18 protein-coding genes and 2 tRNA genes are annotated in these 22275 nt (G+C 69.6%); 3 read left to right on the top strand and 17 right to left on the bottom strand.

The features are described from left to right. Positions 1 to 5 precede the first annotated feature (5 nt). Together HQM25_RS08325 and HQM25_RS08320 are read right to left on the bottom strand one after the other, a co-directional pair. A tRNA-Ala gene (locus tag HQM25_RS08325) sits at positions 6 to 81 on the bottom strand. Positions 82 to 260: 179 nt separating this feature from the next. Further along, positions 261 to 4970 carry a multicopper oxidase domain-containing protein gene (locus HQM25_RS08320; RefSeq protein ID WP_172989810.1) on the bottom strand — a complete coding sequence of 1570 codons (4710 nt, stop codon included), beginning with the start codon at positions 4968 to 4970 and terminating at the stop codon, positions 261 to 263. Positions 4971 to 5202: 232 nt separating this feature from the next. On the opposite strand from HQM25_RS08320, the gene HQM25_RS08315 reads away from it, so the two are divergent. Continuing rightward, positions 5203 to 5532 (top strand): AsnC family transcriptional regulator, encoded by a 330-nt coding sequence (locus tag HQM25_RS08315; protein WP_172989809.1) that lies wholly within the window; start codon positions 5203 to 5205, stop codon positions 5530 to 5532. Between the two features lie 103 nt (positions 5533 to 5635). Here the strand turns inward: HQM25_RS08315 and HQM25_RS08310 are convergent. The 10 genes from HQM25_RS08310 to rplU form a co-directional block, all read right to left on the bottom strand. Continuing rightward, positions 5636 to 5711, bottom strand: a tRNA-Ala gene (locus tag HQM25_RS08310). A 93-nt stretch (positions 5712 to 5804) separates the two neighbouring features. Beyond that, on the bottom strand, positions 5805 to 6167 hold the full coding sequence (gene rsfS / locus HQM25_RS08305; protein ID WP_172991581.1) for a ribosome silencing factor: 363 nt from the start codon (positions 6165 to 6167) through the stop codon (positions 5805 to 5807). 23 nt (positions 6168 to 6190) lie between these two features. Continuing rightward, a complete protein-coding gene (locus HQM25_RS08300) occupies positions 6191 to 7375 on the bottom strand; it encodes a hypothetical protein (protein ID WP_172989808.1) in 1185 nt (394 codons plus the stop codon). Next, complete coding sequence (nadD, locus tag HQM25_RS08295; protein ID WP_172989807.1) at positions 7372 to 7968, bottom strand: nicotinate-nucleotide adenylyltransferase; 597 nt, start codon at positions 7966 to 7968, stop codon at positions 7372 to 7374. The genes HQM25_RS08300 and nadD overlap by 4 nt, the downstream gene beginning before the upstream one ends. 13 nt (positions 7969 to 7981) lie before the next feature. Beyond that, positions 7982 to 8206 (bottom strand): hypothetical protein, encoded by a 225-nt coding sequence (locus HQM25_RS08290; protein ID WP_172989806.1) that lies wholly within the window; start codon positions 8204 to 8206, stop codon positions 7982 to 7984. Between the two features lie 91 nt (positions 8207 to 8297). Continuing rightward, positions 8298 to 9557 carry a glutamate-5-semialdehyde dehydrogenase gene (locus HQM25_RS08285; protein WP_172989805.1) on the bottom strand — a complete coding sequence of 420 codons (1260 nt, stop codon included), beginning with the start codon at positions 9555 to 9557 and terminating at the stop codon, positions 8298 to 8300. After that, positions 9554 to 10396 carry a glutamate 5-kinase gene (proB, locus tag HQM25_RS08280; protein ID WP_172989804.1) on the bottom strand — a complete coding sequence of 281 codons (843 nt, stop codon included), beginning with the start codon at positions 10394 to 10396 and terminating at the stop codon, positions 9554 to 9556. The genes HQM25_RS08285 and proB overlap by 4 nt, the downstream gene beginning before the upstream one ends. Next, complete coding sequence (gene obgE / locus HQM25_RS08275) at positions 10393 to 11898, bottom strand: GTPase ObgE (RefSeq protein ID WP_172989803.1); 1506 nt, start codon at positions 11896 to 11898, stop codon at positions 10393 to 10395. Before obgE ends, proB begins: the two co-directional genes overlap by 4 nt. Positions 11899 to 11991: 93 nt before the next feature. Beyond that, positions 11992 to 12249, bottom strand: a complete 258-nt coding sequence (gene rpmA / locus HQM25_RS08270; protein WP_172989802.1) for a 50S ribosomal protein L27 — start codon at positions 12247 to 12249, stop codon at positions 11992 to 11994. 19 nt (positions 12250 to 12268) lie between these two features. Then, complete coding sequence (gene rplU / locus HQM25_RS08265; RefSeq protein WP_168914039.1) at positions 12269 to 12577, bottom strand: 50S ribosomal protein L21; 309 nt, start codon at positions 12575 to 12577, stop codon at positions 12269 to 12271. Positions 12578 to 12820: 243 nt separating this feature from the next. Here rplU and HQM25_RS08260 point away from each other — a divergent pair, with 243 nt between their 5' ends. Continuing rightward, positions 12821 to 13093 carry a DUF4031 domain-containing protein gene (locus tag HQM25_RS08260; RefSeq protein ID WP_172989801.1) on the top strand — a complete coding sequence of 91 codons (273 nt, stop codon included), beginning with the start codon at positions 12821 to 12823 and terminating at the stop codon, positions 13091 to 13093. 18 nt (positions 13094 to 13111) lie between these two features. Here the strand turns inward: HQM25_RS08260 and HQM25_RS08255 are convergent, their stop codons facing one another. Continuing rightward, positions 13112 to 15652, bottom strand: a complete 2541-nt coding sequence (locus tag HQM25_RS08255; protein ID WP_172989800.1) for an Rne/Rng family ribonuclease — start codon at positions 15650 to 15652, stop codon at positions 13112 to 13114. Positions 15653 to 15930: 278 nt separating this feature from the next. Between HQM25_RS08255 and HQM25_RS08250 the strand changes: the two genes are divergently transcribed. Then, positions 15931 to 16533: a vitamin K epoxide reductase family protein gene (locus tag HQM25_RS08250; RefSeq protein WP_172989799.1), complete on the top strand. Its 603-nt coding sequence runs from the start codon at positions 15931 to 15933 to the stop codon at positions 16531 to 16533. Positions 16534 to 16592: 59 nt separating this feature from the next. Here HQM25_RS08250 and ndk read toward each other — a convergent pair whose 3' ends face one another. Genes ndk through ileS form a run of 4 tightly spaced genes read right to left on the bottom strand, consistent with a single transcriptional unit; the run spans position 16593 to position 22171 of the window. Further along, positions 16593 to 17009, bottom strand: coding sequence for a nucleoside-diphosphate kinase (gene ndk, locus HQM25_RS08245; RefSeq protein ID WP_172989798.1), 417 nt, complete (start codon positions 17007 to 17009; stop codon positions 16593 to 16595). A 22-nt stretch (positions 17010 to 17031) separates the two neighbouring features. Further along, positions 17032 to 17439, bottom strand: coding sequence for a DUF4233 domain-containing protein (locus HQM25_RS08240; protein WP_172989797.1), 408 nt, complete (start codon positions 17437 to 17439; stop codon positions 17032 to 17034). After that, positions 17436 to 18794: a bifunctional folylpolyglutamate synthase/dihydrofolate synthase gene (locus HQM25_RS08235; protein WP_172989796.1), complete on the bottom strand. Its 1359-nt coding sequence runs from the start codon at positions 18792 to 18794 to the stop codon at positions 17436 to 17438. The genes HQM25_RS08240 and HQM25_RS08235 overlap by 4 nt, the downstream gene beginning before the upstream one ends. Further along, complete coding sequence (gene ileS, locus HQM25_RS08230) at positions 18791 to 22171, bottom strand: isoleucine--tRNA ligase (RefSeq protein ID WP_172989795.1); 3381 nt, start codon at positions 22169 to 22171, stop codon at positions 18791 to 18793. The genes HQM25_RS08235 and ileS overlap by 4 nt, the downstream gene beginning before the upstream one ends. Between the last annotated feature and the right edge of the window lie 104 nt (positions 22172 to 22275).

The following is a 22275-nucleotide window of genomic DNA, read 5'->3' as shown; positions in this document are numbered from 1 at the left end:
AGTTCTGGTGGACCTGAGGGGACTCGAACCCCTGACCCCCTGCATGCCATGCAGGTGCGCTACCAGCTGCGCCACAGGCCCATGCGAGTGCATCGGAAACCCGAATCCTCGGACGCGCGAACGTGCGCTCCCGCTGGTTTCGGACGCCCAAGTCTAGCCGACGGCCGGTGCGGAGGCGTGCACACGGAGGCGCCGATCGTCGGGGCCCCTCACCGGGCCCCCTGCGTTCGCAAGGGCCCCGGTGAGGGGGCGTGAGGACACTACGCCGCCGGCACCAGCGTCGGCGTCGACCACGACGTGCCGACGGAGTTCACCGAGCCTACGCGGAAGTACCACGCCTGGCGGGCGAGGTTTCCGGTCCGGAAGGTCAGGACGTCGACCGCCGTCGTCCCCGAGCCCTCGACGGTCGCGAAGTCGCTCGTTGCACTCCACTGGATCCGGTAGCCGGTCTCTCCCGTGACGTTGCTCCACGAGACCGTGACCTGCTCATTGCGACCCTGGCGGGTGGCGACGGCCGACCGGATGGCCGGCGCGGGTGCCAGGGCGCCGATGGATACTGTCGCCGAGGTGTTCGAGAAGGCGGAGGCGCCTGTCACGTTGACCGCGCGCACCCGGTAGACGTAGCTCGTCGAACCCGCCGGTGTGGTGTCCACGAACGTGACGCTGCCCGTGCTCGTGCGGGCGGGAGCAACCCCGACCTGGCTGAACGTCGCTCCGTTGTCGGACGAACGCTGCACCTCGAACCCGCTCTCATTGGTGGCGTTGTCGCGCCACGTGAGACTCACAGCGGGGCCGGGCTGCGCTGTCGCCGTCAGAGAGGTCGGCGCTGCCGGCACCGTCGCCGGCGCGCTCACGGATCGGGTGTTCGAGACCGACGTGACCGTCAGGCTCGGGAACTCCCCGCCGTAGCCGACCTTGTTCTCGGCGACGACCCGGTAGAGGTAGGCGGTGTTGCCGTTGGAGGACTCGTCGGTGAAGCTCCGCTGGCCTTTCCCATTCGCCTGGTCGAGCGGCGACGGGATCGTCCCGACGGTCGTCCAGGAGGCACCGGTCGTCGAACGCTGCACCAGGAATGCCGTCTCGGTGATGGAATTGTCGTTCCAGGTGACCGTCACGAGCTTCCTGCCCGTCGCAGGCAGCGATGCCGTGAGCAACTCGGGCGTCACGGGCGGCAGGGCGACCGACTCGGGGCGCATCATGTCCATCTCCTCGTGGCTGAGGATGTGGCAGTGGAAGACGTACTCCCAGCCGAAGTTGATGAGCTCGTTGGTGATGGGTGTCGTCGGATTGCCCTGCGCATCCAGGTTGTTGAAGCCGAGGGTCGCGCCGAGGGGCATCATCGGATTGAGCGGCCGCACGGCATTGGGAACCTCGAACGGCACATCCGGGATGATCGGGCGCAGCGCCACGATGGTGTCCTGGAGCGGATTCATCCGCACCGTGTCCTTCCATCCGAGCTCATTGGGCTCGGTCGGGCTCACGGCGTTGTCCCATGCCACGCGGTTGAGCACCTGGACGTCGTAGAGGTGGAAGTGAATCGGATGGCTGTCGACGCCGTTGTGCGTGAACCGCCAGATCTGCGTGCCGTCCGCCGCGCTGCTGATGGGCGTCACCTGGATGTCGCCGGCCGGAAGACCGTCGGTGCCGAGGTTCACCGCCGCCACGGGCAGGTTCGTCGCATCGATCAGCTCCGTCGGCGGATTCACGTAAGGGTAGAGCGTGACGTTCTGCTGGCCGGGGCTGGGCGGCTGGGCCTCGACACCGAGGTTGGCCGTCATCCGGCCGAACTCATCGAATGTCGACGCGTTCATCTCGTCGTGGATCGCCTTGGGCTGCATGTCCATGGTCATCTTCGATGTCGGGTCGGCGAGCGTGTTGAAGCTGAACGAGCCGGTGTTGTTGATCCGGACCACTCCGTCGCATTCCGTCCTGGCGCTGCCCGGGGCGTTGCAGTCGCTGCTGGCCGCGAAGCTCGTGCCGTACGCGGAGTTGTATGCCGCCTGCCCCACGATGATGGGGTTCTGACCCGCCTCGAACACGCCGGTGCCGTTGGCCTTGTGGGCGAAGGCGGACGTGAGCTTCGCGACGTCGTACGCCGGCGCGGCGGGACCTGCGATCGTCACCTGCATGACGGTGCGCGTGTTGGGACCATAGCTGGGCAGGATCGCCGGAGCCCCCGCGGGGCTGAGATCCGGCGCGCCGGTGTAGTAGTCGTACTGCGGCACTCGGGCGGGGAAGGCGGCCGGCGCGTCGTTGTACAGGATCAGCGTCTTGCCCGCGAACTTCGAGAAGTCCACGACGGCGTCGGCGCGCTCGGCGGGTGCGAGCAGCATTGCGTGCTTATCGACGTTTCCGACATCGAATCGGGTGGGATCCGTGATCCAGGTCGTCGGCTGCTGGCCGTCGATGACGGCCGGCTTCGGCAGGAAGCCGCCCTCGCTCGCGAACTGGACCCAGTCGGGACCTGCCGCGTCGTTGTTGGCATCCACCGGGTTCGGCGACACCGTCGGGTCGGTCTGCGCCGCCGCCAACTCCGCCGGGTCCAGAGCCACCTCCGTGAGGCCGTCGCCTTGCGTCGGGTCGGCGATGTACCACTGGAGGTTGAAGAAGCGGTCATTGGCCGCGTTCAGGAGACTCAGCCGATAGGGCTTGGCTTCGAGGGTCACCTTCGGGTACGCGACGCCGTTGACGATCGGCGTGTCGTTGAACTGCTCCATTCCCGCTGAGATGTTCGGCGTGCCCGGAATGAGCTCGGGTTCGCAGAAGGGGTCCGTCTGGTATTGCCAGGTCGACGGGTCGTCGAGCGCGCAACCCGCGTCGAAGTACGGGTTGGGAATCGGTCCATACGTGGTCCCGGTGGCCGGTGGCCAGAACCAGGGGCCGTACATCCACCGTCCATAGGCGCTCATGCCCGACGGATCGCCGGGGTTCTGCGCCGGCATGTACACGTGGTGGTACCAGAAGTCCCCCTCGCGGCCCCAGCGTGTCTTGTCCCACGTCGGGTCCTGGCCGTACCGGGTGATGTTCCCGTCGGCGTCCTTCGTGTCGTAGAGCTGCCGGTCGCCCGGAACGAATGTCCGATCCTGGATGACGAGCGGGATCGTCGCCTCCGGGCCGGGGATCACCCCGTCCACGATGAGCTTCTTCTCGGTGTCATCGGTGATCGTGTACCCGGCGGCCTCGCCCGCGTAGACGTTCAGCCGCGTGATCCCCCACGAGTGATCGTGGTAGAACATCAGCCGCGCGCTCTGCTGGTTGGTGTAGTAGAAGGTCGAGCATCCGTCGTCCGCAGCGGCGCAGGTGACCGATCCATCGGCCTCGGTCATGTCGGGGACGTTCTGCACGCTCACACCCTGAGGCCACGGCGTGTTCTGGTTCGCCGGGGTGATCCACTGGTGAGGCGTGCCGTCGCTGATCCATGGCGTGATGCCCCCGTGCAGGTGCAGGGTGGCCCGGTTGTCCTTGAAGCAGTGGTCGGCTTTGGACGCCTCGGTGCACATGGGGTTGCGCACCTCATCCGTGACCTCGGAGCTGTTCGTCGGCTCCGTCATCGCCGCAGGGCCCATGCCGGAGCCCATCATGGAGCTGTCGGTCGGCAGGAACAGGTCGCCGTCGACATCGGTCGGAAGGAGATTCCGGAAGACGATCCGGACCGGCTTGTCCTTGGTCGCGCCGATGAACGGACCGAGGTACTGCGGTGCCGTCACGGCGAGGTACGGGTTGCCGGCGTCGTCGAGGATGGGAACCTTCGTCCCGTCGAGCAGCTCGTTCTCGAGGGGCACGTGCTGGCTCACAGCCGCGTTGTCGGGCGTCTCGAGCTGCACGTACCCGCGCACGAGCGTGCCGCTAGGCAGATCCGAGGAGAACATCGTGCGGTACTGGACGAGTCCGATGACGTATTCGTCCGCCTTCACGCCCGCGTAGTCCTTCTCGGCGGGAACCGCCGTGGGAATGAACTTGGCCCCGGGGCCGGCGGGACACGCCGGCGGCGCGCACGTGAGCGGAAGGTCGTCGACGAACTTCCGCATGCCCTTGTCGAGATAGCCGTCGCCGGCGGTGTCGACGGTGATCGCCGTCACCGCTCCGATATCGGTCACGGCGGTGGCGTCCGCGCCCGTGCCCGTGCCCGACGGGTCTGTGATCGTGACATCGGGAGTGCCGGTGTAGCCCGAGCCGAAGTCGACGACGTTGACGGCAGACAGTGCGAGAGTCGCGGTGACCGTCGCCGGACCGCCGCCCTCGGGGAAGTTCATCGGCGCGAACTGCGTTCCGTTTCGGATCGTGACGGCCGGCGCCGAGGTGTACCCGGACCCGGGCGAATCCACCACGACGGCCGTGACCACTCCATCGGCGTCGATCTCCGCGTGCGCCCTGGGGACCGTGCCGTCAGGACTCTCGGGAAGATCGAAGTCGACCGTCGGCATGGTGTAGGCGCTGCCGCCGTCTTCGATCGCGATGACATCGACCCCGCCCGATCCGATCGCCGTGGCTCCCGATCCTCCCCCACCGGACAGCTGTACGTCGAAGGATGTGTACCCCGAGCCGGCGACGACATCGGTGAAGCCGATCACCACGCCCGAGGTGCTGACCGTCGCCGTCGCTGTTGCGGATGCTCCCGTGCTTCCGTCGACGGTCACCGTCGTGCTGCCTGCGAGGTAGTCGTGGCCGGGAGCTGTGACATCGATGCTCGCGATCCCGCCGGTGACCGGGTCGACCTGGGCGACGGCTGCCGCATCGGTGCCGGTCCCGTCGATATGGACGACCGCGGTCGAAAGCGTCAGGGGGCTGTTCGCCCAATTGGGCCAGGGCCCGAAGTAGTGCGGGACCGTCGTCTCGTCGGTGGGTCCGCTCGGGGCGGCACTGGCGACCGGCCCGGGTATCACCGCCGACTGGATCACAAGCGTCGCCACCGCCACGGTGGCCGCTGCGACGACGATCTGGAACGACTTCCGACTGCTGCGGTATGACATTTCGCGCTCCCCCACGCATCATCGGCCTCGGAGAGTCCGAATACTGTCGAATCGTAGGCGGGAGGAAATACCTGGTCGAGAGATACTTTTTTCCGGAAACCGAACTCCTGTCTCAGGCGAGCGATCTCCCTGGCGGCGTCGATGCAGGCATGTGCTCCCCCGTGGTCCCGGGGCTTCGGCCGAAGGGACGAAGGGCCCTACCGGCCCGTGCCGTCACCCCTACGCTGAGACCATGGTTCGCGATGATTGGACCTTCCTTTCCAACCATGGACATGCACTGGTCTGTGTCGCCGCGGATCCGCATGTCCGCCTGCGCGACGTCGCTGCGCAGCTTCGGGTCACCGAGCGCTGTGCGCAGCAGATCGTGAGCGAACTGGAGGCCAGCGGCGTCATCCAGCGCACGCGGACCGGACGACGGAACACGTATGTCGTGCACCGTCATGCTCGATTCCGCCACCCGCTGGAGTCCCATCTGACCGTGGGCGAGTTCATCGACCTGGTGAGCACCGCACGGTCGAGCGCCGACGAGGCGTCCACCGACGCGCCTCCGAGCGCGGCGTGATGATCGGACGACACGATCGATCGGGGATGGCCCTGGCGGATCGACGCGGCGATCAGGCCGAGGCGTGAATCGGGAGCATGATATGACGCTCTACCGGGAGTTTTGGTGGACCTGAGGGGACTCGAACCCCTGACCCCCTGCATGCCATGCAGGTGCGCTACCAGCTGCGCCACAGGCCCATTTTTTGTCTTCCCGGGCGTTCCCGGGGCAACTCCTCTAGCTTACTACATGCCGACGAGTGGTCATGACCATCCGCGGCATCCGCTGGGAGGTCAGACCGTCTCCGAGCCGGACGCGGCGGGTGCCGTCGACACGATCGGCACCACGGGACAGTCCTTCCACAGGCGCTCGAGGCCGTAGTAGACGCGCTCCTGCTCGTGGAAGACGTGCACGACGAGATCGCCGAAGTCCAGCAGGATCCATCGGGCCTCCTGTCGTCCTTCACGACGAAGCCGCTTGTGCCCGGCCTCGAGAAGCTTCTCCTCCACCTCGTCGGCGATAGCCGCCACGTTGCGCTCGCTGCCCCCGGTGACCAGCAGGAAGATGTCGACCAGCGGCAGCGGCTCGCTCACATCGAGAGCGACGAGGTCTGCGCCACCCTTGGCCTCGGCGGCGGCCGCCGCGACGGCGACCATCTCCCGAGACTGCGTTCGCGCGGTCACGAGAACACCCCCGTCGCGAATGCGAGGATCAGCACGCCGACCAGCGCCAGCGCGAGGACGCCGGCGGTGATGGCGAGGGACATCATCAGGCGGCCGCCCTTCTCCGGAGTCGGCGGCTGGATGACCTCACCGGCGGTTTTCGACGTGCTCACCGCGGCGCTGGCCGCGATCGGGGTCGGCGACGAGTGCGCGGGAAGCTCACCGTCCACGAGCACGGCGTCCACCTCCTTGCCGTCGGCGGTGCCAGGCGCGTGCCCCGTCGAACCGAGCCCTTCGGGCAGGTTCAGAGTGCCGGTGATCAGCAGCTCGCCGGTCGAGGTGACCGGCGCGACGATCGGCGACATCGCGGGCGCCTGCGAGATGATGAGGGCGCTGGGCGCGCTGGCCGAGCCCGAAGACTCCGAGATGAGCTGGTCGAACGAGTTCGGTACCGCCGCCTCGGCGGGGTCGCTCGTGAGCAGGCTCGCGCCCAGAAGCGGGTTGACGACCCGCTCGCGGGTCGGCGCCTGCTCGGGGGTGGCGCGCGATGACTCCGTCGGCGTAGCCAGCCCGAAGATTCCCGCGGTCTCCTCGAGAGCCGACCGGTCGACCGCGGCCTCCTCGGTGGCGACTGCGGCGCGGACCTCCGGCGTCGCCGCCGCGGTCTGCTCGGTCGCCACGGCGGTGGCGACCGGAGCAGTGGCGACCGGACCGGGGGCGAACAGGGCGGCGAACGGGTCGGCGTCTTCGGCGGGCCGCGGAGCGGGAGACTCGGACTCCGCGTTCACCGGTCCGGCAGGGGCGAACGGCGAGGTCGCGGGAGACGACGCGGCCGCCGCGACCTCCGGCGTGATCACCGGGACCGACGCCGTGCGGATCCGCTCCTGCTGGCGGGCCTGCCGCCGCGTCAGCGGGGACACGCCCAGGTCGACGGCCGAATCCGCGATGGGGCGCTCGGAGACGATGGTCGGCTCGGCGGCGCGTGGAAGCGGCGCCGGAGGGGGAACGATCGCCGGCGGCGGCGCGATCGGCGTCGATTGCTCGACGGGCGTCGGGGGCGCAGGGGTCGCGGGTGGCGCCGACGGGATGTCGGCGGCGTCGGCGGTGCCGTCGGGGATGACCGGCGTCGCGCCCGTGTTGCGGATCTCGCGCAGCTGCTTTCGGGTCAGCGGGGGTGAAGCCGGGTGCTCGGGTGTGCTCATTCCTTGCTCCGGTAGAGGTGGTGCTTCGCAATGTATTGGACGACCCCGTCGGGAACGAGGTACCACACCGGGTGTCCTCGGTGTACGCGGTCGCGGCAGTCCGTCGACGAGATGGCGAGCGCCGGAATCTCCAGCTGGCTGACGCCACCCGTCGGCAGTCCGACCGTGCTCAGGTCGTGACCGGGTCGTGAGACCGCGACGAAATGCGCGAGGTCCCACAGTTCATCATGGTCTCTCCAACTGAGAATTTGCGCTATGGCGTCTGCCCCGGTGATGAAGAAGAGCTCCGCGTCCGGACGCTGCTGCTGCAGCTCGCGCAGCGTGTCCCGTGTGTAGGTCGGGCCGTCGCGGTCGATGTCGACACGGCTCACGGTGAACCGCGGATTGGATGCGGTCGCGATCACGGTCATCAGATACCGGTGCTCGCTGGGAGAGACGTCCGACTTCTGCCATGGCCGGCCTGTCGGCACGAACACGACCTCGTCGAGGTCGAAGGACTGGGCGACCTCGCTGGCGGCCACGAGGTGACCATGATGGATGGGATCGAATGTCCCACCCATGACCCCGATCCTCGGGGTGCGCGTCACCGTCATGCAGAAAGAGGCCTCAGTGGCCGTGCCCCACGTGCTGGACGTCGTTGGCGTGGGCCTTCGCGTACGCCTCCGCCTTGTGCGCGTGACGGTTCGCCACGTTCCGGTAGGAGAGCGTCACGAAGGCGAGCGCCGCGAAGACCACCACGGCGATGATTCCGTAGCCCACGGTCTCGAGGGCCACGTTGCCGTGGTGCTCGGACTCTTCGGCGGCGAACGCGAGGATCGAGGCGAAAGTCATTCGTGCTCCGTTTCGAGGATCGAGGCGAAAGTCATTCGTGCTCCGTTTCGAGGATGTGCCCCGGGTCACGGGGCTGTCTCAGTCTAGGCGGTCAGGCGCGGACGTGCCCGGCGCCCCGCGCCAGCCACTTGGTGCTCGTCAGCTCCGCCAGCCCCATCGGACCGCGGGCGTGGAGCTTCTGGGTGGAGATCCCCACCTCGGCGCCGAATCCGAATTCGCCGCCGTCGGTGAATCGCGTCGAGGCGTTGACCATCACGACCGCGGAATCGACCTCCGCGAGGAACCGCGCGGCGTTGGCGTCGTCGTTCGTGATGATCGACTCGGTGTGGTGGGTCGAGTACCGGCGGATGTGGGCCAGGGCGTCGTCGAGGTCGTCCACGACTCGCATCGCGACGTCGAGGCTGAGGTACTCCCGCTCCCAGTCGGAGTCGTCCGCAGCCACGATGCCGTCGGCCAGGCGCGCGACCTGCGCGTCGCCGTGCACGGTGACCCCCTCGGCCTGCAGGGCGCGAACCACCTCCGGAACGAGTCGGTCGGCGCCGCCGCGGTGCACGAGCACGGTCTCGACGGAGTTGCAGACACTGGGGCGCTGAACCTTCGCGTTGACCACGATGTCACGGGCCCACTCGATGGGCGCCGTCTCGTCGAGCACGATGTGCACGACGCCGGCGCCGGTCTCGATCACCGGCACCGTGGATTCGGTGACGACGGTCTCGATGAGCTGCGCGCTCCCCCGGGGCACGAGCACGTCGATGAGGCCGCGCGCCTGCATCAGCTCCCGCGCGCCCTCACGGCCGAAGTCGTCGACGGTCTGGATGGCCTCGGGGTCCACTCCCCGATCGGCCAGGGCGCCGCGCATCGCCCGAACCAGCGCGGCATTGGTCAGCTCGGCGGCGGACCCTCCGCGCAGCACCACCGCGTTCCCCGAGCGCAGCGCCAGGGAGGCGATGTCGACGGTCACATTGGGACGAGCCTCGTAGATGGATCCCACCACGCCGAACGGGACCGAGACCTTGGTGAGCCGGATGCCGCCCGGCAGTGTCCGCTCGTCGAGCACGCGACCCACCGGGTCGGGCAGGTCGGCGACCTCGCGCACTGCCGCGGCCAGCGCAGCCACGCGCGGCTCGTCGAGGCGCAGGCGGTCCTGGAGCGCCTCCGACAGCCCCGTGGCGCGACCGCGCTCGAGGTCGTCGGCGTTCGCGGCGACGATGGCCGCGGCATCCGCCTCGATCGCGTCGGCGACCGCGCGCAGCAGCGCGGACTTCTCGGCATCGTCGAGCAGGCCCACCGCGCGGGCGGCATCCTTGGCACGGAGCATGCGTTCGCGGGCGGTGGTGGCCGTTGTGGTCATCCGCCCAGTCTACCGACGGCGGTGCGCACCGGCCCGGTGGCGGCGGGCGCCGCCGGTTCCGGATTCGGGTCGAACCAGGTGCCGATGTCCTCGCCGTCCAGAGCCGCAGACACGAGGTCGGCGCTGGTCACGAGCACGCCGATGCCGGCCGCGGCCGCCAAGCGCGCGGCCGACACCTTCGTCGCCGCGCCGCCGGTGCCGACGCTGTTGACCACGACGGAGCCGAACTCGAACCCGTGCAGGTCATCGCCGTACTCGACGCGGGCGATCGGTCGTGCACCGGGCTCGCCCGGGGGCCGCGTGTACAGGGACTCGATGTCGCTCAGCAGCACCAGCGCATCGGCGCCGATCAGCTGGGCGACCAGAGCGGCGAGCCGGTCGTTGTCGCCGAAGCGGATCTCGTGGGTCGCGACCGTGTCGTTCTCGTTGACGATCGGGAGGATGCGAAGCCCGAGGAGTCGCTCCATGGCACGCCGCGCGTTCGACCGGTGCGTCGTGTTCTCGAGGTCGCCCGCGGTCAGCAGCACCTGGCCGGCGACGATGCGGAACGGACGCAGCCCCTCCTGGTAGCGGTAGATCAAGACGTTCTGCCCCACCGCGGCCGCGGCCTGCTGAGTGGCGAGGTCGCTCGGTCGCTCGTCCAGCAGCAGGTACGGCATGCCGGTGGCGATCGCGCCGGATGAGACGAGCACCACTTCGGTGCCGCGGGCGTGAGCGGCAGCCAGCGCCTCGATGATCGGTCGGATCTTCTGGGCGTTGTCGCCGCTGATCGACGACGAGCCCACCTTCACGACGACCCGACGTGCGCCGGGGATGTCAGCGCGACGACGTGCGCTCACGCCTCGTCCTCTTCCCACCCGCTCCCCGCGAGCCGCTCGGCCTCGAGCTGCGCGCGTGCCTCGGCCTTGGCATCCATCGACTCGTGGTACTTCTCGCGACGCTCCGAGGTCGTTCGACGGGTGCGCTGGAGCAGACGCGGGTCGGTGCCTCGCGGCGCCGTCATGAGCTCGGCCGCCGAGGCGATCGAGGGCTGCCAGTCGAACACGATGCCATCGCCTTCGCCGATGACCACCGTCGCGCCGGGCGTCGCCCCGGAGCGGAAGAGTTCGTCTTCGACACCGAGCTTCTCGAGGCGATCCGCGAGATAGCCGACGGCCTCTTCGTTCTGGAAGTCGGTCTGGTGCACCCAGCGCACCGGCTTCTCCCCCAGGATCCGATAGATGTTGCCGTACGTTCCGCCCTCGACGCGCACCGTGAAGTCCTTCTGCGCGCCCTTGGGACGGATGACGATGCGCTCGGGCGCCGGTTCCGCAGCCCGAGCGGTGCGGTGCTGGGCGACCACGTCGCCCAGCGCGAAGGTGAGCGGGCGAAGTCCCTCGTGGCTGACCGTCGAGATCTCGAAGACACGGAATCCCCGCGCTTCGAGGTCGGGGCGCACGAGATCGGCGAGGTCCTTCGCCTCGGGAACATCCACCTTGTTGAGCGCAACGAGCTGCGGACGCTCCCGCAACGGCACCTGCCCCTCGGGCACGGGGTAGGCCGCGAGCTCCGCGAGGATCACGTCGAGGTCGCTGAGCGGGTCGCGCCCGGGCTCCAGGGTCGCGCAGTCGAGAACGTGCACGAGTGCGGTGCAGCGCTCGACGTGGCGGAGGAACTCGAGGCCGAGCCCCTTGCCCTCGCTCGCGCCCTCGATGAGCCCCGGGACGTCGGCGACGGTGAAGCGCACGTCTCCGGCCTGCACGACGCCGAGGTTCGGGTGGAGGGTCGTGAACGGGTAGTCGGCGATCTTCGGTCGCGCCGCGGAGATCGCGGCGATGAGGCTCGACTTGCCCGCCGACGGATAGCCGACGAGCGCCACATCGGCGACCGTCTTCAGCTCGAGGAGGACATCGCCCTCCCAGCCGGGCGTGCCCAGCAGCGCGAAACCGGGGGCCTTGCGCTTGGGGTTGGCGAGGGCCGCGTTGCCGAGTCCGCCCAGGCCACCAGGGGCGACGACGAACCGCATCCCCGGCTCGATCATGTCGACCAGCGTCTCGCCGTCGGCATCCTTGACCACCGTGCCGACCGGGACGGCGAGATCGAGCCCCTCCCCCGCTGCGCCGGAGCGGTTGTCGCCCATGCCGAACCCGCCGTTGCCGGCGGTGCGGTGCGGCGAGTGATGGTAGGACAGCAGGGTCGTCACCTGCGGGTCGGCGACCAGCACGACGTCACCGCCGTGGCCGCCGTTGCCGCCGTCGGGGCCGGCGAGCGGCTTGAACTTCTCGCGGCGCACCGACACGCAGCCGTTGCCGCCCTTGCCGGCGCGCAGATGCAGTGTGACGCGATCGACGAACGTGACCATGCCGTCCCCCTCAGGTCTGGGTGCTCCCCAGAGTAAAGGGAAGGGGCGAGCCGAAGCCCGCCCCTTCCTCGAAGACTGTGTGAGTCCGTGGAATTACTCCGCGGCCGCCACGATGTTGACGACCTTGCGGCCGCCCTTCTGACCGAACTCGACCGAGCCCGCAGCGAGTGCGAACAGCGTGTCGTCGCCACCGCGGCCGACGTTCGCGCCCGGGTGGAAGTGCGTGCCGCGCTGGCGGACGATGATCTCGCCGGCGTTGACGACCTGGCCGCCGAAGCGCTTCACGCCGAGGCGCTGTGCGTTGGAGTCACGACCGTTGCGGGTGGAGCTTGCGCCCTTTTTGTGTGCCATCTCTGCGTCTCTTCCTGGCTTACTTGATGCCGGTGACCTTGACGCGCGTGAGGTCCTGACGGTGGCCCTGGCGCTTCTTGTAGCCGGTCTTGTTCTTGAACTTCTGGATCACGATCTTCGGGCCGCGCTCCTCGCCGAGCACCTCGGCCGTCACGGTCACCTTGGCGAGCTTGTCGGCGTCGGTCGTGACGGCGTCGCCGTCAACGAGCAGGACGGCGGGCAACTCGATCTTGTCGCCGATCTTCGCAGCCTGGCGGTCCAGGACGACGATCGTGCCGACCTCGACCTTTTCCTGACGGCCGCCGGCGCGCACAACTGCGTAAACCACTTCACACCTGTTTCTTCTGGGGAGGAGCGCTCGGCTCCGGTTGTCTTTGCGAGACTCTGCTCTTGCGAGACGAGGAAGTCTTGGTGCGAGCGGGCGGACCGCACGAACGGCTGCCGGGTTGCCGCAACACACCATCAGGTCTGCGACACGTGACGCACCAAAGGACGAGTTTACCGGATGCCGCCCCCAGCCGCAAAAGCGCACCGGGGTGTGTCGCACACGGCGCCGCTTAGGATCCCAGGTATGGCGATCCTGATCGATGATCCGCGCTGGCCCGCGCACGGGCGGATGTGGGCCCATCTCGTGAGCGATTCCGACCTCGACGAGCTCCACGCCTTCGCCGCCGCCCAGGGCATCCCGGCGCGCGGATTCGATCTCGACCACTACGACGTCCCCGAGGAGGCGCACGCGCGTCTGATCGCCGCGGGCGCCGAGCATGTGAGCGGCCACGACCTCGTGCGCCGGCTCATCGCGTCCGGCCTGCGCGTGACCGCTCGGCAGCGGCGGGGGCGCTGACACCCCGCCGCCCCTCGACTACTCGCCGGCGGGAGCCGGGGGCACCGGCGTGCCCGTGAGAGCGGCGGTCGTCACGCGACGGCGCGAACGGCCCTGCCCCGGAGCCTTCGGCTCGGGCAGCGCGCTGAGCACCGAGTCCAGCAGCAGATCCTTCTCCGTCTTGGCGGGGGCAGGCGCCGACTCGGAGCGCTTCTTGCGCTTCTTGCGCTCGGGCCGCTCGGTGCGGGGGGTCTCGTCGACCACAGCGGCAGGCTCGATCGGCGTCGCATCCGCGGCCGGAGCCTCATCGTGGTGGTGGATGGTGGATGCCGCGATCTGCGCGAGCGCCGACTTCACGCCCTCGGTGATGGTGTGGGTGCCGCCCGAGGGTGCAGGCGGAGTCGCGTTCGCGGCGCCGCGCCCGCGCCGCGATGAGGACGATGCGCCGGCCGATGCGACCGGACGATGCTTGACGACCGGGTCGTGGTGGACGATCACGCCGCGGCCGGCACAGACCTCGCACGGCTCGCTGAAGGTCTCCAGCAGCCCGAGACCCAGCTTCTTCCGCGTCATCTGCACGAGGCCGAGCGACGTGACCTCGGCCACCTGGTGCTTGGTCCGATCGCGGCTCAGGCATTCGACGAGTCGGCGCAGGACCAGGTCGCGGTTGGACTCGAGCACCATGTCGATGAAGTCCACGACGATGATGCCGCCGATGTCGCGCAGGCGCAGCTGGCGGACGATCTCCTCCGCCGCCTCGAGGTTGTTCTTGGTGACCGTCTCCTCGAGGTTTCCGCCGGAGCCGACGAACTTGCCCGTGTTGACATCGATGACCGTCATCGCCTCAGTGCGGTCGATGACCAGCGAGCCGCCCGAGGGGAGCCACACCTTGCGGTCGAGCGCCTTCTCGATCTGCTCGGTGATGCGGAACACATCGAACGGGTCGTGTTCGCCCTCGTACGCCTCGACGCGATCGAGGAGATCGGGCGCGACGCCCTCGAGGTACTTCGAGATCGTGTGGTGCGCGTCATCGCCCTGGATGAGCATCTTCGAGAAGTCTTCGTTGAAGACGTCGCGCACGATCTTGACGAGCAGGTCCGGCTCGGAGTGCAGCAGAGCGGGCGCCTGGATCGTCTCGACCTGCTTTGAGATGTGCTCCCACTGGTTGGTCAGTCGCTGCACGTCGCGCGTGAGCTGATCCTCGGTGGCGCCCTCGGCGGCGGTCCGCACGATCACTCCCGAGGACTCGGGGAGCACCTCCTTGAGGATCTTCTTCAGTCGCGCCCGCTCCGTGTCGGGGAGCTTGCGCGAGATGCCGTTCATCGCGCCGCCGGGCACGTAGACGAGGTAGCGGCCGGGGAGGGAGATCTGGCTCGTCAGGCGCGCGCCCTTGTGGCCCACCGGATCCTTCGTGACCTGCACGAGCACCTTGTCGCCGGTCTTGAGTGCCAGCTCGATGCGGCGCGGCTGGTTGCCCGTCTCGACGGCGTCCCAGTCGACCTCGCCCGAGTAGAGCACGGCGTTGCGGCCGCGCCCGATGTCGACGAAGGCCGCCTCCATGCTCGGAAGGACGTTCTGCACGCGGCCGAGGTACACGTTCCCGATCAGCGACGCATCCTGGCTCCGCGCGACGTAGTGCTCGACGAGCACGTTGTCCTCGAGCACCGCGATCTGCACACGCCCGTTCTTCGAGCGCACGACCATCACCCGGTCGACGGCCTCGCGTCGAGCGAGGAACTCGGCCTCCGTGACGACGGCGCGTCGACGTCCGGCCTCCCGGCCGTCGCGACGGCGCTGCTTCTTGGCCTCCAGCCGCGTGGAGCCCTTGATGCGCTGGGGCTCGGTGATGAGCTCGACGGCGCGCTTGCGCGGCTCGCGCTCGCGCTCGCGCGGCTCCGGCGCCTCGCCGGCGTCCTCGGCGGCCGCACCGCCGCGACGGCGGCTGCGCCGCCGCGACGACGAGCCGCTCGTGGAGGCGGGCGCCTCCTCCGGCTCCGCGGCCCGGCCCGGGCGGGCGGGGAGCGCGACGATCTCGGGGGCGTAGAAGTGGAGCTGTGTGGAAACCGAGGAGATGAAGGTCTCCGGCAGGAGCCCGAGGCTCACTGCGGTGACAGGGCCGGGTTCCTCGGTCTCAACGGACTCAGCCTCGACGGGCTCGGTCTCGACGTTCTCGGCGTCGGGCTCGGCCTCGGCCTCGGGCGCGGAGCCCTGCGTCGTCTCGGCCGACGGCTCGGCACCGGTATCCGTAGCGACCGGCGCGTGCGCGTCGGCGTCGGCCGGTGCGTCGGCGTCGGCCTCTGCCGGTGCGTCGGCCGTAACCGACACGTCGGCCTCGGCCTCGGCCTCGGCTGCCGCCTCGAGCTCGACCTCGACCGAAGCCTCCGGCTCGGCCGGCGTCTCTCCGGGCGTCTCCGCTTCGGCAGGAGCGTCCGGCGCACCGGGCTCCGCAGCGGCGGCCGGCGTGGACTGGTCGCCGCCCTCGGCGCCGGCGGACTCGGAGGAAGCCGTCACCTCGAAGGCAGGGGAGGCCGCGTCGGCATCGGAGGTGTGGTCAGGGTGGTCATTGTGCTCTTCAGCCATCACTGGCGTACTCCCTGCGGGCGGCACCGCGCGTCGCCCGGCGAAATCTCGTGCGGCGCCGCACCTGCGGTGCCGCGAACTCACTCGGTCTGCAGCCGGCCCGAGGCTCAGGCTGCGAAGGGCGTTCATCGCCCTGAAGTCTTCATGTGATGCGCTGGCGGCGCGGCCGCGGTGCATCGCGGACCATTATCGCACTTCTGCCGGGCATTTGCTCGCGGACGACGCGCCAGGACTTTGGTCCCGCGGAAGCCGGCGATACGCGATGCCAGAATCGAGGCATGGCCTCACCCCAGACCCACACCCGACCGACTGCGCTGGCTCTCTGGCTGATCGTCGCCGGCGCGGTGGGATGGTGGGCCGCGTTCTCGCTCACGATGGAGCGGTTCCACCTGCTGATGGACCCGCAGGCGAGCGCGTCCTGCGACTTCAGCGTGCTGGTGCAGTGCACCGCCAACCTGGAGTCGCCGCAAGGCAGCGTGTTCGGTTTCCCCAACCCCATCCTGGGGCTCACCGGCTGGGTCGCCCCCATCGTCGTGGGGTTCGCCATCCTCGCCCACGCGCGGTTCGCGCGCTGGTTCTGGTGGCTGTTCGCGCTCGGGATCGCGGGGGCGTTCACCTTCGTCGTCTGGTTGATCGGCCAGTCGATCTTCGTCCTCGGCACGCTGTGCCCGTGGTGCATGGTCACGTGGGCCGTGACGATCCCGACGTTCTACGCGGTCGTCCTCCACCTGCTCCGGGCCGGTCTGGTTCCCGCCCCGGCCGGCCTGCGCAAGGGCGCTGACGCGCTCATGAGCTGGACCCCGCTCCTCGCGATCCTCTCCTACGCGGTCATCGCGGTGCTCGCCCAGATCCGCCTGGACGTGCTGGGCTCGCTGTTCTGACGACCGCTCGCGAGGATTCCGCGATCGGGGAGATCACCGCCCGCCCGGACCGACGCGGGTCAGCCGAACCAGATGCCGAGTTCGCGCGCGGCGGACTCGGGGCTGTCCGACCCGTGCACGAGATTCTGCTGGACCTTGAGACCCCAGTCGCGCCCGAGGTCGCCCCGGATGGTGCCCGGTGCGGCGGTGGTGGGATCGGTCGTTCCCGCCAGCGAGCGGAACCCCTCGATCACACGGTTGCCGGCGAGTCGGATCGCGACCGATGGACCCGACATCATGAACTCGAGCAGCGGCTCGTAGAAGGGCTTGCCGGCGTGCTCGGCGTAGTGCTTCTCGAGCGTCTCGCGGTCCGGCTCGACCAGGCGGATGTCGACGAGGGCATACCCCTTCGCCTCGATGCGGGCGAGGATCGCGCCGGTCAGTCCGCGTGCGACGCCGTCGGGCTTGACGAGGACGAGGGTCTCTTCGGTGGCCATGGCACAGTCTCCGTTCGACGGTTCAGTCTTGGTCGAGGTTGTTCGCCGCGAGTTCGGCGTTGCGCCGATCGAGGGCGCTCCCCTTGATGGTGGCATATCCGTACATGCCGCCGAAAATGAGGGCGACGAGCAGGAGCGCGGGAACGAGGATCGCCCCCAGCGCGACGAGCACCTGCAGAGCCCACCCGAGGGCGATTCCCCAGCGGTGGCGCACGACGGCGGTGGTCGCGAGCATCAGCACCGCGACGATCGCGCCGGCGACGATGCCCCACCACGGGTCGATGCTCTCGGGCAGTGCGCGCAGACCGTAGATCGCCAGACCGCCGAGGAACGCGAGAATCGATTCGAACACGAGCACCACCGAGGCCAACGACTCTGCGGCCCCCCGGGGGCGGCGACGGCGCGGGGAGGACGCGGCGGGCGCGCTCATCGGCTCCACCCCGCCTTCCAGTCCTCGCTCTGCCCGAGCATGACGGCCTCACCGGCCAGCACCACCGATCCGGCGATCACGACCGCGCGTCGATCCGCGGACACCGCCCACGCGCGCGCCGCCTCGACCGCCTCGGCGAGATCGCCGTGCACGGTGACGCCTGCCCCGCGCGCCTCCGCGAGGTCGGCGATCGCATCAGGGTGGGCGGCGCGGTCGGAGGCCGGTGCCGTGGCGAACACGTGGGCGGCGATCGGCGCCAGCTCCTCGACGATGCCCGCCGCGTCCTTGTCTCCGAGGATGCCGAGCACGACGCCCCACTCGTCGAAGTCGAACGATTCGCGCAGGGCAGCGGAGAGTGCACGCGCGCCGTGCGGGTTGTGCGCGGCATCCACCAGCACCGTCGGGTCGACGCCGACCAGCTGGAGCCGTCCGGGCGAGGTGGCCTGGCCGAGCCCTTCCGCGAGCACGTCACCCGCGATCGGCTGTGCGCCGCCGCCGACCAGCGACTCGACGGCGGCGATCGCGAGGGCGGCGTTGAAGCCCTGGTGGGCACCGTACAGCGGCAGGTACTCGTCGGAGTAGGTGCCGGCGAGGCCACGGACGGTGACCTGCTGGCCACCCACCGCCAGTCGCTGCTCGGCGACGGCGAAGCCCTCCCCCTCGAACGCGATCGAGGCGCCGCGTGCGGCTGCGGCGGCGCGCAGCACCTCGGCGGCCGCCGGGTGCTGGCGGGCCGAGACGACGGCCGCGCCGTCCTTGATGATGCCGGACTTCACCTCGGCGATCTCGGCGATGGTCTCCCCCAGCCGTTCCGCGTGGTCCAGGTCGATCGGGGCGAAGACCGCGACGTCGCCGTCGGCGGTGTTGGTGGAATCCCATGCCCCGCCCATGCCGACCTCCAGCACGAGCACGTCGATCGGCGCATCGGCGAAGGCGACGAAGGCGAGAGCGGTGAGCAGCTCGAAGAAGGTGAGCGGCTCTTCGCCCTGGGCGTCGAGTTCGGCATCCACGATCTCGACGAAGGGGACGATCTCGTCCCACGCGTCGGCGACGGCCGCATCGCCGATCGGCTCGCCGTCGACGGTGATGCGCTCGGTGAAGCGCTCCAGGTGGGGGCTGGTGAACAGACCGGTGCGCAGCCCGTGGGCGCGCACGAGGCTCTCGATGATGCGGCTGGTCGACGTCTTCCCGTTCGTCCCGGTCACGTGCACGACGCGGTAGGTCTTCTGCGGGTCGTCGAGGTACTCCAGCAGTCGCGCGGTGCGCTCCTTGCGGGGCTGCACCCAGCGCTCGCCGGCGCGCTCGAGCAGCGCCGCGTACACGGCGTCGGCGCGGGTGCGATCACGATCGGTCATGCGGGCACCTCCACCCGGGTCACGGCCACGGTGAACACGCCGGCGTTCGCGAAGGTCCCGGCGCCGAACTCGGCCAGATGGTCCGGCGCGCCGACGGGGCGCTCCGCCGTCCAGACGAGCTCGCCGCCGTGCGACAGGGTGTGCTCGACCGCGAGGGTCTCCCCCGCGATGTCGGCGGCGTCGAATGCCGACTCGACCGCGGCGGCATCCTCCCCGTCGAAGAAGTGCAGACCCAGCCGGATGCGGTCGCTCACCTCGAATCCCGCCGCCTTGCGCGTGTCCTGCACTGCGCGGATGACGTCGCGGGCCAGGCCCTCGGCCTCGAGTTCGGGAGTCGTCGCGGTGTCCAGGAGCACGAATCCGCCCTCGCTCAGGAGGGCGATCGCGGTGCCGTCGCCGACGCCGCCCGCCTCCAGGGTGAGCTCGTACTCCCCCTCCTGCAGCGCGATCCCGTCGACGACGACGACCCCCTCGCGCTCCTCCCAGACGCCGGAGCGCGCACCCGCGATCACGTGCTGGACCTGCTTGCCCAGGCGCGGTCCCGCGGCCCGTGCGTTGACGGTGAGCCGCTTGCTGATGCCGAAGCGCTCGGCGACGTCGTCGGAGAGCTCGACCAGGTCGACCGCCTTCACGTTCAGTTCGTCCCGGAGGATCCCGTCGAACTGCGCGAGCGCGGCGGCGTCGGCAACCGCGACCGTCAGCAGCGGCAGCGGCAGGCGCACGCGCTTGCCTTCCCGCTTGCGCAGGGCGTTGGCGACGCTGGATGCCTCGCGCACGGCATCCATCGCCGAACGGATGTCGTCGGCGGCGGGGAACGCCGCCGCATCCGGCCAGTCCTGGAGGTGCACGCTGCGACCGCCGGTCAGGCCCTGCCACACCTTCTCGGAAACGAGCGGGATCAGCGGGGCGGCGACGCGGGTGAGCGTCTCGAGCACGGTGTAGAGCGTGTCGAACGCCTCGCGGCTGGCCGGGTCGTCGGTGACGCCCGTCCAGAACCGGTCGCGCGAGCGCCGGATGTACCAGTTCGTGAGCGCCTCGGCGAAGTCGCGGAGCTTGGCCGCCGCGAGGGTGGAGTCCAGGCCCTCCAGATCCTCCGCGACCTCGCGCACGAGATCGCCGAGGAGGGCGAGGATGTACCGGTCGAGCACATGGGTCGAGTCGGTGCGCCACGTGGCCTCGTAGCCGGACCCATCGGGCCCGGAGGCGGCGTTGGCGTAGGTCGCGAAGAAGTACCACGCGTTCCACAGCGGCAGCAGGAACTCCCGCACCCCGGCGCGGATGCCCTCCTCGGTGACGATGAGGTTGCCGCCGCGCAGCACCGACGACGACATCAGGAACCAGCGCATCGCGTCCGAGCCGTCCCGGTCGAACACCTCGCTCACGTCGGGGTAGTTGCGCAGCGACTTCGACATCTTCAGCCCGTCGGAGCCGAGCACGATGCCGTGGCAGGAGACGCCGGTGAAGGCCGGCCGGTCGAACAGCGCCGTCGAGAGCACGTGCATCACGTAGAACCACCCGCGCGTCTGCCCGATGTACTCGACGATGAAGTCGGCCGGGGCGTGCGCGTCGAACCACTCCTGGTTCTCGAAGGGGTAGTGCACCTGCGCGTACGGCATCGAGCCCGAGTCGAACCACACGTCGAAGACGTCCTCGATGCGGCGCATCGTGGAGCGCCCGGTCGGGTCGTCGGGGTTCGGGCGGGTGAGATCGTCGATGAACGGGCGGTGGAGGTCCACCTCTCCGGCCTCGTTGCGCGGCAACCGTCCGAAATCGCGCTCGAGGTCGGCCAGCGAACCGTAGACGTCCACCCGCGGGTGCTCGGGGTCGTCGCTCTTCCAGACGGGGATCGGCGACCCCCAGTACCGGTTGCGACTGATCGACCAGTCGCGCGCCCCCTCCAGCCACTTGCCGAACTGGCCGTGCTTGACGTTGTCGGGGACCCATGTGATCTGCTCGTTGTTCGCGAGCATGCGGTCCTTGATCGCGGTCACCCGCACGAACCAGCTCGACACCGCCTTGTAGATGAGCGGGTTCCGGCATCGCCAGCAGTGCGGGTAGGAGTGCTCGTAGCTGGCGAGTCGGAGCAGACGCCCCGCAGACCGCATCACCCGCACCAGGGGGGTGTTGGCATCCATCCACAGCTCGCCGGCCACATCGGTGACCTGCGGCAGGAAGCGCCCGCCGTCGTCGAGGCTCATGATCAGCGGGATGCCGGCGGCCTCGGTCACCCGCTGGTCGTCCTCACCGTAGGCGGGCGCCTGGTGGACGATTCCGGTGCCGTCCGAGACCGTGACGTAGTCGTCGACGAGGATGCGCCACGCCCGACCGGTGCCCCACGTCTGCGCGTCGGCGTAGTAGTCGAAGAGCCGGTCGTAGGTCACATCCTGCAGCTGGGCGCCGAGGACCGTCTGCTCGACGGCATCCCGGGCGGCCTCGGCGGACTCGTAGCCGAGATCCTTCGCGTATCCGCCGAGCAGGTCGGCGGCCAGCAGATAGCGGTGGGCGGTCGCCTCGACCGGGTCGTCGCCGGCGTGCACGTCGGCGGCACCGGCCGGGCCGCCGGGGACGACGACGTACTCGATGTCGGGACCGACCGCCAGGGCCAGGTTGGTCGGCAGGGTCCACGGGGTCGTCGTCCACGCGAGCGCGCGGACGCCCGTGAGGCCCAGCGCCTCGGCCTTCGCACCCGTGAGCGGGAAGGTCACCGTCACCGACGGGTCCTGTCGCATCTTGTACACGTCGTCGTCCATGCGCAGCTCGTGGTTGGACAGCGGCGTCTCATCGCGCCAGCAGTACGGGAGCACGCGGTGACCCTCGTACGCGAGGTCCTTCTCGTACAGCTCCGTGAAGGCCCACAGCACGGACTCCATGAAGCCCGTGTCGAGCGTCTTGTAGCCGTTCTCGAAATCGACCCAGCGCGCCTGGCGGGTGACGTAGTCCTCCCACTCGCGCGTGTAGGCGAGCACGGACTCGCGGGCCTTCGCGTTGAAGGCGCCGAGGCCCATCTCCTCGATCTGGCTCTTCTCGGTGATGCCGAGCTGCTTCATCGCCTCGAGCTCGGCGGGCAGTCCGTGGGTGTCCCATCCGAACACGCGGTCGACCTTCTTGCCGCGCATCGTCTGGAAGCGGGGGAAGACGTCCTTGGCGTAGCCCGTCAGGAGGTGCCCGTAGTGGGGCAGGCCGTTCGCGAACGGGGGGCCGTCGTAGAACACCCACTCGTCGGCGCCGTCGCGGTTCGCGATCGAGGCGCGGAAGGTCTGGTCGGCCTCCCAGAAGGCGAGCGTCTCCCGCTCGATCTCGGGGAACCGGGGGCTGGGGACGACGGATGCCGGAGCATCGGCCGCGGGGCCGAATGCGGAAGGTCGTGGGTAGGTCATCTCTGCTCGCAGGTGCTCGAAGGGACTCAGCCTGCCGGGACGATCCTCGCGGACCGCGGTACCACCCTGCGTGCCCCCGCGCACGGGGACCTCTCTCACTGCGG

It is taken from the genome of Microbacterium hominis, assembly GCF_013282805.1.
Taxonomy (GTDB): Bacteria; Actinomycetota; Actinomycetes; order Actinomycetales; family Microbacteriaceae; genus Microbacterium; species Microbacterium hominis_B.
Note: the sequence above shows the minus strand (reverse complement) of the source record. Positions and strands in the feature narration are given on the sequence as shown.